Below are 10,524 nucleotides of genomic sequence, written 5' to 3' on the forward strand. Positions count from 1 at the left end.
CCGTACTGGTTTAAAGTTAATCCACTATAAAACATCAGGTCGTCTGAACATTCAGACGACCTGAATCCATTGGAGACAAGCAAACATGTTTATCGTACAGCGCATTTACGCATACCGGCCTGACCCCGAACAAACCGCAGTCTTTATCGACCGCCTCTATCCGCGTGGCATCCGCAAAGAGGTCTTTGCTACGGCGCTCTGGCTCAAAGACATCACCCCCAGTGCAAACCTGCGCCGCTGGTATCATGAAAATCCGGCTGAACATTTTGACGGTTTCGTCAGCCGTTACCATGAGGAGCTGCACGGCGATACCGAGCAAACCGCCATTAGGCAGCTCTTGGAGTTGGAACGTCAACACGGCAGCGTTTTACTGCTGACTGCCGTCAAAGACCCGCATCATTCCCATGTTTCTGCCTTAGAGCAGTTTTTGGGGACGTCGTTTGAATATCGCGATTAACAAAAACAGCAAGACCTGCATCATTCGGGGTTGATGCAAAAAGGTCGTCTGAAATCCAGTCTAGGTTTCAGACAACCTTTGTTTTTTTATAGTGGATTAACTTTAAACCAGTACGGCGTTACCTCTCCTTACCGTACTACAGTGGATTAAATTAAGAAGGATAAGGGTGTGCCACCAATTTCCCGTCGATGTATTCGCCGATATAGACTTTCGAGGCATCAAGATGGAGGCGGTCAAGTTCCTGCTTCAGCCACTCGTCGTCGCGTTTGATGATTTCCAAGATGTCGTGGTCGATTTGCCCGTCGGTAATCAGAGGGTAACGCAGGCTTTCGTCGCCGTATTGGATGACGGTGAGCTGCCCGTTTTGTTCCATGACGGCGCGTTTGACGGCGGCGATTTCGTAGATGCCGGCGGCACGGAGCTTAAACATCAGGTCGTGTGCGCTGATGCCGTTTTTCATACATTCTTCGGTTTGGATTTCGCCGTTGACGATGACCCAGACGGATTTGCCGTCAATCACGGATTTGACCCAGTGGTTGTGGTTTTTGATGAATTTCAGACTCAAGACCAACAGCGTCCACAAAATCAGCACGAGGAAAAACTGTAAAAGCCCGATGCTGTCGCTGTAAATCACGCCGCCGATGATGCCGCCGAGTACAAAGTTTTGTACTTGATCCATGGCGGAGGTGGGGGCGAGGTTGCCTTTACCTAAAAGGTTGATTTGCAAAACCAAACCTAAAATGCCCATGAGAAGTTTGAGGGCAAGGAGGGAGTATGCTTCCATGAGTGTGTCCTGTTATTCTTTGTCGATGAGTTCGATGTTGTTGTTGACCAGATTGGTGGGGGTCAGGGTGTAGGCGGAGAAGTCTTGATTGAAATGGACTTCGTAGTATTGGTTTTTGATGCCGACGATCATGCCGTTGTATAGGTGCGTGCTGTTAACGCTGATGTCGCGTTTTTCCACTTTTTGGTTTTCAATCAAGGCATTGAGAAAACCCACCATGCGCGATGTATCCGCGGCGAAGTTTTGGCGTTCGCTGTACGAGAGATATTGGATGCCGCTGATGAGGATAAGCAGCAGCAGGGCAATGATGCTCAGGTCGCGGTATTTGGTGTCCATGCGGTGGCGCAGGTATTGCGACACGGCGAGCAACAGGACGACGAGCGCGGCAAAAATGAGGACGTATTTCAAGTAGTCGTTGAAATACATATGGTTTTCAAGATAAAAGTGTGTGAAGAATTTCATGATTTCAAATGATTTGAGGAAAAGGTGGGGTCGTCTGAAAACGGTTTTTCAGACGACCTTTCCCGTTTGAAACAATTCAAAATGGCTGGGCTGCTTTATTTCTTATTGCCCAACTGCGGCAATACCGAACCTTCGCCCAGCGACAACAAACCGCTTTGCGAGTAAATACCCAGTTTGGCGCGGGTGTCAGTGATGTCGAGGTTGCGCATGGTGAGCTGGCCGATGCGGTCGAGCGGGGTGAACGCGGCGTCTTCGACTTTTTCCATGCTCAGGCGTTCGGGTTGGTAGGTCAGGTTGGGCGATTCGGTGTTCAGAATCGAGTAGTCGTTGCCGCGACGCAGTTCGAGGGTTACTTCGCCGGTAATGGCTTTGGCAACCCAGCGTTGAGCGGTTTCGCGCAACATGAGGGCTTGGCTGTCGAACCAGCGGCCTTGGTAGAGCAGGCGGCCGAGGCGCAGGCCGTTGATGCGGTATTGTTCGATGGTGTCCTCGTTGTGGATGCCGGTTACCAAGCGTTCGTAGGCGATGTGGAACAACGCCATGCCCGGGGCTTCGTAGATGCCGCGCGATTTGGCTTCGATGATGCGGTTTTCGATTTGGTCGCTCATGCCCAAGCCATGGCGGCCGCCGATGCGGTTGGCTTCGAGGAAGAGTTCGACGGGGTCGGCGTATTCTTTGCCGTTCAGTGCAACGGGCACGCCTTCTTCAAAGCGCACGCTGACTTCTTCGGGTTTGACTTCGACGTTTTCGTCCCAGAAGGCAACGCCCATGATGGGTTTGACGATTTTGATGCCGCTGTTGAGGAATTCCAAATCTTTGGCTTCATGCGTTGCGCCGAGCATATTGGAATCGGTGGAATAGGCTTTCTCCACCGACATTTTGTAGTTGAAGCCGTTGGCAATCAGAAATTCGCTCATTTCGTGGCGTCCGCCGAGTTCGTCGATAAATTGTTGGTCGAGCCAAGGTTTGTAGATTTTCAGCGCTGGGTTGGTCAAGAGGCCGTAGCGGTAGAAACGCTCGATGTCGTTGCCTTTGTAGGTGCTGCCGTCGCCCCAGATGTTGACGTCGTCTTCCTTCATGGCGGAAACGAGCATGGTGCCGGTAACGGCGCGGCCCAGAGGCGTGGTGTTGAAATAGGCGATGCCGCCGGTGGAAACGTGGAACGCGCCGCATTGGATGGCGGCGATGCCTTCATGTGCCAACTGCGCACGGCAGTCGATTAGGCGGGCGTTTTCCGCACCGTATTCCATCGCTTTTTTGGGGATGGCGTTGTAATCGTCTTCGTCGGGCTGACCGAGGTTGGCGGTGTAGGCGTAAGGCAGCGCGCCTTTGAGTTTCATCCACAACAGCGCGGCGGAGGTATCGAGGCCGCCGGAGAAGGCGATGCCGACTTTTTGACCGATGGGGAGGTGTTGCAGGATAGTATTGTTTTGGCTCATGACAATTCTTCGGACTTAAAAGGGGTTATTAAAAATACCTTAACGGTTGAAACCCCGCCCTTCGGGGCGGTAGAATCAGAGACTGTTTGGGAGAAATGCAACCTCTTCCAAATCAGGGCGATACATAGGGCTGCGCTTTGTGTGTAGTCCTGTGTGTTGAAACATTATCTTATAAATAGAACACATTGTCAGCCGTAAAGGTCGGCTGAAAATGAGCCTTGCCCGTTTCGCTGAAAATCTTTTCAGACGACCTTTACGCCATCCCCAACCCGACTCCCTCCCCTGCGGGGGAGGGTTGGGGAGAGGGCACAGACAGCAGCCCTTAAGCAAACGCTGCCTGAAAAACGCAAGCTCAGCCCTCTCCCTAACCCTCTCCCACGGGAGAGGGAATAAATTACAGCACCATCAACATTTTTCAGACGGCATCGGTAAAGAAACCTATCCATGAACGCTTTCAACCTCATCATCATCGGCGACGAAATCCTGCACGGCAGCCGCCAAGACAAGCATTTCGCCTTTTTCAAATCCCTGCTGGAATCGCGCGGGCTGAAGCTCAATCAGGTGCAATACCTGCCCGACGAACCTGATTTGCTGGTCAAACAACTGCGCCGCAGCTTTTCAGACGGCCTGCCGACTTTCGTTACCGGCGGCATCGGTTCCACGCCCGACGACCACACCCGCCAAGCTGCCGCCGCCGCGTTGGATTTGCCCGTCGTCCGCCATCCCGAAGCCGCCAAGTTCATCGAAGCCGTTACCCTTAAACGCGGCGAACCGCTTGACGCCCCCGAACACGCCCAGCGCCTGAAAATGGCGGATTTTCCCGCAGGCGCAAAACTTGTGCCCAACCCGTTCAACAACATCGCCGGTTTTTCCATCCGCGAACATTATTTCTTCCCCGGCTTCCCCGTGATGGCGCACCCGATGGCGGAATGGGTTTTGGATACTTATTACGCCAACCGCTTCAACCAAACCGAACGCGGCAGCCGCAGCGTGTATGTGTTCGGACAGCCCGAATCGCGTGTCGCGCCGATTATGGAATACGTCGAACACACCTACCCGGGCGTGCGCTCTTACAGCCTACCCAGCGTCGGCTGGCAAAATGCGGACGGAACAGCGGTCAAACCGCATATCGAGTTCGGCATCAAGGCGGAAGGCGGGGCGTGCCGCGATTTGGACAAAGCCTGGGACGAGGTGCTGCGGCGTTTGAAAGATGTGGGCGCGGAGTTGAAAGATGTGGGCGCGGGGTTGAAAGATGTGGGCGCGGAGTTGAAAGATACGCCTGCCTAAAAGCCGTTTTGTTCTTATTTTGACAAAAGGTCGTCTGAAAAACCTAAAACGGCTTTTCAGACGACCTCGAGATCCTGATATCAACTTGCAGACTTTCCTATATTACCGTTCCTCTTGCGCGGCTTGATACTCTTTTTTAAGGCACTTTTTATCCTCTCGGAAATAATTTTTGATAGAAGTACGCTTTTTTGACCGTTATCATTTGGATTAAAAATCTTATTTACTTTTGCAATCGACTCGATTATATTACCGTTTAATGCAATTTATTACATTAACTAACATATATATTGTATAAATATACATTATTCGTCTATCAAAAATTCCAAATCGATTGATAACATTCTTTACCACTTTGTGTGCAATATATGACGGAATTTGACTTTATCAGACAATATTTGCAAAAACAGAAAAGCAGCGGTTTGATTTTGGGCATTGGCGACGACGCCGCGATTATCCGTCCAAGTCACGGATTTGATTTATGTTTTAGCGCGGACATGCTGTTAAAAGACAGACATTTTTTTTCTGACACCGCTCCGGAAGATTTGGCATGGAAAATGCTAGCTGTCAATATATCCGATATGGCCGCGATGGGCGCAACCCCGAAATGGGTGTTATTGAGTGCCGGATTGCCCGAATTGGACGAAAATTGGCTGAAACGTTTTTGTGACAGCTTTTTCAGTTTGGCGCAGCGCTTCGGCATTACCCTGATCGGCGGCGACACGACCAAAGGCGATTTGGTATTCAACGTCACCATTATCGGCGAGCTTCCGCAAGGACAAGCCCTACGGCGCGATGCCGCGAAAGACGGCGACGATATTTGGGTATCGGGACAAATCGGATCAGCAGCAGCCGCTTTAAACTGCCGCCTGAACACACACACACTACCACCCGATTTGTTCGACCGCTGCCATGACAGGCTGCTCCGTCCGGAGCCTAGAGTGGGATTGGGACAGGCGCTTTTGCCCATTGCCCATGCCGCTCAAGATATTTCGGACGGGCTGGCACAAGACCTCGGTCACATTTTGACCGCGTCATCGGTCGGAGCGGAAATTTCGGCAAATGCGCTGCCGGTTTTAGAAGAATTGAAAAACGTCTTACCGCACGAAAGCTGGCTCTCCTGCGCACTGGCAGGCGGCGATGATTACGAACTGGTTTTCACCGCCCCCGAATGCCGGCGCAGCGAGATTCAGACAATAGCCGGACAATGTGGCGTAGCAGTAACGCCCATCGGGAAAATAAATAATACAGGTCGTCTGAAAATAATAGATTCCAATGGCGGCGAATTAAAACTGACTTCATTAGGATTTGATCACTTTGGCTGAATTTAAACCTACTTTCGACTGGTTGAAGCAGCGCCCGTTATGCCTGTTGGCATTCGGATTCGGCAGCGGCCTCGCGCCCGTCGCACCCGGCACATTCGGAACGATGGCGGCGCTGCCGATAGCATTTCTCTTGGTTTTAATCGGTATCGACGGCTGGATTCTGGCTTTTTTGTGTGTCGCCCTGTTTATGTGGGGCATCCGCATTTGCAACCACACCGAAAAGGCGCTCGGCATCCAAGACTACGGCGGTATCGTTTGGGACGAAATGGTAGCGATGCTTCTGATTCTGGCTTTTGCGCCGTTTAAATGGAATTGGTGGCTGGCGGCATTTATTCTGTTCCGCCTGTTTGATTCCATCAAACCTTGGCCGATCAAATGGTTTGACCGGCATGTGCACGGCGGATTCGGCATCATGTTGGACGACATCATCGCCGCCATCATGACCTTGATAGTTTTAGGCATTGCCGCCTGGATTATCTGATTTTTTCAACACACTTATTCGAAGCCATAAGACTTCAAACGCATCGAAAACATCGGTGCAAACAAAAAACACTATTACGGGACAACAAAAATGAACGAAATCGAAATCAATGTTCAACCACGCTACGTTGCGGGTCAAAGCGATGTTTATCGCGACCGCTATGCCTTCAACTATGTGATTACCATCTGCAACCGCAGCAACGATGTCATCACGCTGCGCCAGCGTTTCTGGGAAATCACCGACGGACACGGCGCGACCGAGCCGGTAGGCCATTCCGGTCTGATTGAAGAACAGCCGGTCCTCTATCCGGGCGAGGCGTATGAATACAACAGCGGCTCCCAACTCTGCACCCCATGGGGCAGCATCGAAGGCGCATACGAGTTTGAAGACAGCATCGGCGAACGCTTTATCGTCGGCGTGCCGAAGCTGGAATTCAAAGCAGGCTTCACCCTGCAATAAACACCGAGCAAAAACAATACAGATCGGGAAAACCAAAGGTCGTCTGAAAGATTAAGGGGCTTTCAGACGACCTTTTTTATAGTGGATTAACTTTAAACCAGTACGGCGTTACCTCTCCTTACCCTGATTTAAATTTAATCCACTATACCGAAGCAATGCCGCGTCGAGTCTTATTGGAAACGCCCCCGCTTCACCTGCATCTGCCCTTTGCCCAACTGCGCCGCCAAGCCGTGATTGCGCAAAGCGTGAGTGAGCGCGATGGCGAGTCCATCGGCGGCGTCCGATTGCGGCGTACCCGACAGTGACAGCATCTGCACCACCATATGCTGCACCTGCTCTTTCGCCGCCTTGCCCTTCCCGACCACCGCCTGCTTGACCTGCAACGCCGTATATTCAAACACAGGCAAACCTTCCATCACCAACACCGCCAATGCCGCCCCGCGCGCCTGTCCCAGCATCAGCGTAGCCGCCGGATTCACATTGACAAACACCTGCTCCACCGCCGCCTGATGCGGGCGGTATTGCTGCACAATCTCCCTGATATGCCGCGCGATCACGGCGATACGCTCCGCCAACGGCGCATTCGGCGGCGTTTTGATACAGCCTGAAGCCACATAAAAATGTTCCCTGCCGCATACGTCGATGATGCCGAAACCGGTCACCCGACTGCCGGGGTCTATCCCCAAAATGCGGACGCTTTTTTGCACAGTCATCTCAGTTTCTTATTCCCATATCGTCAATCAACCTCCCGTCTTCTCCAGCATAAAAGGTCGTCTGAAAACCGATTTTCAGGCTTTCAGACGACCTTTGCCTTCTTTTTACGCCTTATTTTTTAAACATATTTTTAATAATGCCCATCACGCTGCGGGAAATGGCGTTGGTCACTTGGCGGTTGATTTGGCTGCCGATGGCGTCGGCGACGTTGTAGCCCAAGCCCTGTCCTGACTTTTTACGTCCGCCGCTCAAGCCGCCGAGCAGTCCGCCGAGTATGCCGGGGTCGGCATTGGCGGCTTCTTTTTCAGCGGCTTTTTGCGCTTTTTCCTGCTCTTTTGCCGCAGCTGCCGCCTCTTTCTCCGCCGCTGCCTGACTGTCGGCTTCGGCTAAAGCTTCAAAAGCGGAATAATTGTCCACCATGTCTTTATAGATCGGATACAAATCATCGTTTTGGAACAAGCGGTTGCGCTCTTCTGCGGCAAGCGGGGTCAAGGAAGATTGCGGCGGCAGGACGAGCGCGCGTTCTACCGGCTCGGGCATACCTTTTTCGTCGAGGAAGGAAACGAGCGCTTCGCCGACGCCCAGTTCGGCAATCGCTTCGGCAACTTTGATATTCGGGTTGCTGCGGAAGGTTTCGGCCGCGGCTTTAACCGCTTTTTGGTCGCGCGGCGTGAAGGCGCGCAGGGCGTGTTGCACGCGGTTGCCGAGCTGTCCGAGGATGGTGTCGGGTAAATCGAGCGGGTTTTGGGTCACGAAATACACACCCACGCCTTTGGAACGGATCAGGCGCACGACTTGCTCAACCTGCTCCACCAGCGCATTGGCGGCGTTGTCGAACATCAAATGCGCTTCGTCGAAGAACATCACGAATTTCGGTTTGTCCAAATCGCCGACTTCGGGCAGGGTTTCAAACAACTCCGCCAACATCCACAGTAAAAACGCGCTGTACATACGCGGCGAGCGCATCAGTTTTTCCGAATTGAGGACATTGATGACGCCTTTGCCGTTGTCGGTCTGCATCCAATCTTGCAGGTTGAGCGACGGCTCGCCGAAGAATTTTTCCGCACCTTCGTTCTCCAGCGTCAAAAGCTGACGCTGAATCGCGCCGATACTGGCGGCGGAGACGTTGCCGTATTGCGTGCGGTATTCCGAAGCGTGGTCGGAAACGTGTTTCAGCATACTGCGCAAGTCTTTCAAATCCAGAATGTGCCAGCCTTTGTCGTCGGCGACTTTAAACACAAGGTTCAGTAAGCCTTCCTGCGTATCGTTCAGGTTCATCAAACGCGCCAGCAGCAGCGGCCCCATTTCCGAAACGGTTACGCGCACCGGAATGCCGGTTTCGCCGTAAACATCCCAAAAGCGCACGGGAAAACTTTGCAGCCATTGTTCGCCCAAGCCAAACTCGGCAATGCGTTCGCCCACTTTGCCGCTGGCGGCACCCGCTTGCGCGATGCCCGACAAATCGCCTTTGACGTCAACCAAAAATACGGGAACGCCCTCGCTGCTGAAGGCTTCCGCCATACGGCGCAGGGTCACGGTTTTACCCGTACCGGTCGCACCGGCGATCAAGCCGTGGCGGTTCGCCATTTTGCCTTGGATTTCAAGTATCTTATCGCCCGTGCGCGCGATGGAGAATGTCGTCATGAAGGTTTCCTTTGATTGGATGGTTTATATCGGTATAGAAACGGCGCGTCCAAGTGTTCGGCGCAAACCGTCTGTCAAACTGACGCCATTCTACCGTTTTGCAGGGGATAGCTTCAACCCGCAGCAAACCGACGCCCCCCCAAACCACCGCGGGCGAAGCCCACGCTACACAACGCTACTTCGCCCGCCCATTGCCATACATCAAAAGGTCGTCTGAAAAAAGCCGTTTCCCGCTTTTCAGACGACCCCGCCGCCGCGAAAAGCGTATACTTTCCCTATCGCAACCAAGGAGCCGAATCATGAAAATCCTGCCCGTCCTGACCGCCGCGCTGCTCTTGTGTGCCTGCGCCGCCGACCGCGAAACCGAAGCCCTGAAAAACAGCCTGTCCGAAGCGCAAACCGCCGTGCGCCTTTCCGCCGAAAACACCAAGCGGCTGGAAGACACCTATTCCGACATCTACTTCCACCTCGACAGCCTGACCGTCGAAAGCTTCAAAAAACGCGTCGCCAACGGAGACACCGTTTACGCCTACATCGGCCGCCCGAGCTGCGGCGACTGCAACGCCTTCGAACCCATGTTCAAACGCTACATCGCCAGCCGCAACCTGAACGGCAAAATCTACTTCGTCAATGTCCACAGCCTGCACCAAGACAAAGAAGCATGGACCGCGTTCCGCCAACAATACAAACTCGGCGGCACGCCCGTCCTAGCGAAATACAGCAAAGGCAAACAAGTCAACAAGCTCGATTTGGAAGAAAACGGCGGCAAAATCAGCGCCGAAGACTTGGAGAAATGGCTGGACACAAACGGCTTGCGATAAGCTGCCCGTTTGGGATTGCACCGTTTGAGGGTTAGAGGTTTTGCGGAGTGATGAAAAGAGGTCGTCTGAAAATGGGATTTTGGTTTCAGACGACCTTTTATTACATCAACAATCTTGTCCCTTCCCCCGTCCCACGGGGGAAGGGTAGGATGGGGGTGGCTTCGCGGCTTTAGGCAAAATCAAACTGGTGCAGCCCATAGAGCCACCCTCTCCCCAACCCTCTCCCGCCGGACGGGAGAGGGAGCAGGTTGCGCGTAGAGACATAGATTTCTGTCGCACTACCGTCATTCCCGCGCAGGCGGGAATCTACTTTTAAATCTCGGCAACTGTTTTTCAAACATCAGTTTCTTAGAATTTACGATGGATTCCCGCCTGCGCGGGAATGACGGCGGAGGGGAGTTTGGCGTGATTTGTTTATAATAAGAGGTCGTCTGAAAACCTTAAAATCAAATCAGGTTTTCAGACGACCTCGTTTATTCAATCAACGCAAGCTTGGGGTAACTCAAGTAGCGTGGGCTTTGCCCACGAAATGAATAAAAACACAGCTATCCTTCGAATTAACATACGCCAAGTCTCGTGGGCAAAGCCCACGCTACTCGTGGCTGCAACGGCAACTTGTCCCTTCCCCCGTCTGGCGGGGGAAGGTTAGGATGG

The 10,524-nt window shown here is 52.8% G+C and carries 12 protein-coding genes; 7 read left to right on the forward strand and 5 right to left on the reverse strand.

Going from position 1 to position 10,524, the window contains the following annotated elements:
- Window positions 1-85 precede the first annotated feature (85 nt).
- Entirely contained in the window at window positions 86-457 is a 372-nt protein-coding gene (locus HMPREF3277_RS09665; RefSeq protein WP_070870981.1) for a DUF488 domain-containing protein, read from the forward strand.
- A 151-nt stretch (window positions 458-608) separates the two neighbouring features.
- Here the strand turns inward: HMPREF3277_RS09665 and HMPREF3277_RS09670 are convergent, their stop codons facing one another.
- The 3 genes from HMPREF3277_RS09670 to argG all read right to left on the reverse strand — a co-directional run bounded on the left by HMPREF3277_RS09670 (window position 609) and on the right by argG (window position 3,142).
- Complete coding sequence (locus HMPREF3277_RS09670; protein ID WP_070870982.1) at window positions 609-1,241, reverse strand: DUF421 domain-containing protein; 633 nt, start codon at window positions 1,239-1,241, stop codon at window positions 609-611.
- 12 nt (window positions 1,242-1,253) lie between these two features.
- On the reverse strand, window positions 1,254-1,703 hold the full coding sequence (locus tag HMPREF3277_RS09675; protein WP_003759394.1) for a DUF3290 family protein: 450 nt from the start codon (window positions 1,701-1,703) through the stop codon (window positions 1,254-1,256).
- A 95-nt stretch (window positions 1,704-1,798) separates the two neighbouring features.
- The gene (gene argG, locus HMPREF3277_RS09680) at window positions 1,799-3,142 is read right to left on the reverse strand and encodes an argininosuccinate synthase (protein WP_009175217.1); all 1,344 of its coding nucleotides are present in this window, start codon (window positions 3,140-3,142) and stop codon (window positions 1,799-1,801) included.
- 211 nt (window positions 3,143-3,353) lie between these two features.
- Between argG and HMPREF3277_RS14635 the strand changes: the two genes are divergently transcribed.
- The 5 genes from HMPREF3277_RS14635 to apaG all read left to right on the forward strand — a co-directional run bounded on the left by HMPREF3277_RS14635 (window position 3,354) and on the right by apaG (window position 6,691).
- On the forward strand, window positions 3,354-3,590 hold the full coding sequence (locus HMPREF3277_RS14635) for a hypothetical protein (RefSeq protein WP_141765210.1): 237 nt from the start codon (window positions 3,354-3,356) through the stop codon (window positions 3,588-3,590).
- Complete coding sequence (locus HMPREF3277_RS09685) at window positions 3,587-4,429, forward strand: competence/damage-inducible protein A (RefSeq protein WP_070870983.1); 843 nt, start codon at window positions 3,587-3,589, stop codon at window positions 4,427-4,429. Before HMPREF3277_RS14635 ends, HMPREF3277_RS09685 begins: the two co-directional genes overlap by 4 nt.
- A 365-nt stretch (window positions 4,430-4,794) precedes the next feature.
- The gene (thiL, locus tag HMPREF3277_RS09690) at window positions 4,795-5,751 is read left to right on the forward strand and encodes a thiamine-phosphate kinase (RefSeq protein WP_036491892.1); all 957 of its coding nucleotides are present in this window, start codon (window positions 4,795-4,797) and stop codon (window positions 5,749-5,751) included.
- Window positions 5,744-6,232 (forward strand): phosphatidylglycerophosphatase A family protein, encoded by a 489-nt coding sequence (locus HMPREF3277_RS09695; RefSeq protein WP_003759387.1) that lies wholly within the window; start codon window positions 5,744-5,746, stop codon window positions 6,230-6,232. The genes thiL and HMPREF3277_RS09695 overlap by 8 nt, the downstream gene beginning before the upstream one ends.
- A gap of 90 nt (window positions 6,233-6,322) precedes the next feature.
- Window positions 6,323-6,691, forward strand: a complete 369-nt coding sequence (gene apaG, locus HMPREF3277_RS09700; protein ID WP_003759386.1) for a Co2+/Mg2+ efflux protein ApaG — start codon at window positions 6,323-6,325, stop codon at window positions 6,689-6,691.
- 170 nt (window positions 6,692-6,861) lie between these two features.
- Here apaG and ruvC read toward each other — a convergent pair whose 3' ends face one another.
- Window positions 6,862-7,404, reverse strand: coding sequence for a crossover junction endodeoxyribonuclease RuvC (ruvC, locus tag HMPREF3277_RS09705; RefSeq protein ID WP_003759384.1), 543 nt, complete (start codon window positions 7,402-7,404; stop codon window positions 6,862-6,864).
- 112 nt (window positions 7,405-7,516) lie between these two features.
- Complete coding sequence (locus tag HMPREF3277_RS09710) at window positions 7,517-9,049, reverse strand: helicase HerA-like domain-containing protein (protein WP_070870984.1); 1,533 nt, start codon at window positions 9,047-9,049, stop codon at window positions 7,517-7,519.
- A gap of 299 nt (window positions 9,050-9,348) precedes the next feature.
- Between HMPREF3277_RS09710 and HMPREF3277_RS09715 the strand changes: the two genes are divergently transcribed.
- Complete coding sequence (locus HMPREF3277_RS09715) at window positions 9,349-9,870, forward strand: thioredoxin family protein (protein ID WP_070870985.1); 522 nt, start codon at window positions 9,349-9,351, stop codon at window positions 9,868-9,870.
- Window positions 9,871-10,524: the final 654 nt, after the last annotated feature.

Source organism: Neisseria sp. HMSC70E02 (genome assembly GCF_001838645.1).
In the GTDB taxonomy this organism is placed as follows: domain Bacteria; phylum Pseudomonadota; class Gammaproteobacteria; order Burkholderiales; family Neisseriaceae; genus Neisseria; species Neisseria macacae.

What these genes read in the sequence shown, in the direction of transcription:
- HMPREF3277_RS09665 (WP_070870981.1), top strand. Translation starts at nt 86, where the DNA reads ATGTTTATCGTACAGCGCATTTACGCATACCGGCCTGACCCCGAACAA.
- HMPREF3277_RS09670 (WP_070870982.1), bottom strand. Translation starts at nt 1,241, where the DNA reads ATGGAAGCATACTCCCTCCTTGCCCTCAAACTTCTCATGGGCATTTTA.
- HMPREF3277_RS09675 (WP_003759394.1), bottom strand. Translation starts at nt 1,703, where the DNA reads ATGAAATTCTTCACACACTTTTATCTTGAAAACCATATGTATTTCAAC.
- argG (WP_009175217.1), bottom strand. Translation starts at nt 3,142, where the DNA reads ATGAGCCAAAACAATACTATCCTGCAACACCTCCCCATCGGTCAAAAA.
- HMPREF3277_RS14635 (WP_141765210.1), top strand. Translation starts at nt 3,354, where the DNA reads ATGAGCCTTGCCCGTTTCGCTGAAAATCTTTTCAGACGACCTTTACGC.
- HMPREF3277_RS09685 (WP_070870983.1), top strand. Translation starts at nt 3,587, where the DNA reads ATGAACGCTTTCAACCTCATCATCATCGGCGACGAAATCCTGCACGGC.
- thiL (WP_036491892.1), top strand. Translation starts at nt 4,795, where the DNA reads ATGACGGAATTTGACTTTATCAGACAATATTTGCAAAAACAGAAAAGC.
- apaG (WP_003759386.1), top strand. Translation starts at nt 6,323, where the DNA reads ATGAACGAAATCGAAATCAATGTTCAACCACGCTACGTTGCGGGTCAA.
- ruvC (WP_003759384.1), bottom strand. Translation starts at nt 7,404, where the DNA reads ATGACTGTGCAAAAAAGCGTCCGCATTTTGGGGATAGACCCCGGCAGT.
- HMPREF3277_RS09710 (WP_070870984.1), bottom strand. Translation starts at nt 9,049, where the DNA reads ATGACGACATTCTCCATCGCGCGCACGGGCGATAAGATACTTGAAATC.
- HMPREF3277_RS09715 (WP_070870985.1), top strand. Translation starts at nt 9,349, where the DNA reads ATGAAAATCCTGCCCGTCCTGACCGCCGCGCTGCTCTTGTGTGCCTGC.